Below are 733 nucleotides of genomic sequence, written 5' to 3'. Positions count from 1 at the left end.
CCCTGCAACCCGGGGACGAATTGCCGGTGCCGCTCGGAACCTCGGAAACTCCCGCGGGCGAGATTGACCTCATTGCGCATCTTTCAGAAAGTGACATTGCTCGCGCCCGCCTTGAGAATTATGCGCGTGAGCGCAGCAAACGAATGCCGATAAGACAGCACATCCACTACGATGGCTTTGTGACTGTGAAGGTTCGTTCGATTACAGAGACGGCTCCGGCTGATGTCGTATATTCGCTAGAAGTTGCAGACACGCACACTTTTGTCACGTCCTATGGGCTGCTGGTTCACAACTGCATTCCGGTTGACCCCCTCTACCTCTCCTGGAAACTGAAGGCCCTCAACTACACCGCGCGCTTCATCGAGCTGGCCGATGCCATCAACGGGCAGATGCCGCAGCACGTGGTGACGCTGGCGGCGGAGGCGCTCAACGAGGCCGGCAAGCCGCTATACCACGCCAACGTGCTGGTGCTGGGCGCAGCTTACAAGCCGGACGTTGACGATGTGCGCGAGTCCCCGGCTCTGGACGTGATGATTGAATTGCAGCGCCGCCACGCGCGCGTGAGCTACCACGACCCGCACGTGCCCACGCTCACCCTGGGCGCAGAGACGCTGGCCTCCACGCCGCTGACCGACGATTCGCTCCAAGCCGCCGACTGCGTCATCATCATCACCGCGCACACGACGATTGACTGGGCGCTGGTGGCCGAGCACGCCCGGCTGGTGATTGACAC

General features: G+C 61.5%; 1 protein-coding gene. It reads left to right on the top strand.

What is annotated here, in order from left to right; all coding sequences use genetic code 11:
* Positions 1–143: 143 nt before the first annotated feature.
* The coding region (locus NZU74_20400; protein MCS6883690.1) for a hypothetical protein at positions 144–733 on the top strand (590 nt) is incomplete at its 3' end.

The sequence above is a fragment of the Chloroflexaceae bacterium genome (genome assembly GCA_025057155.1).
In the GTDB taxonomy this organism is placed as follows: Bacteria; Chloroflexota; Chloroflexia; order Chloroflexales; family Chloroflexaceae; genus JACAEO01.
Note: the sequence above shows the minus strand (reverse complement) of the source record. Positions and strands in the feature narration are given on the sequence as shown.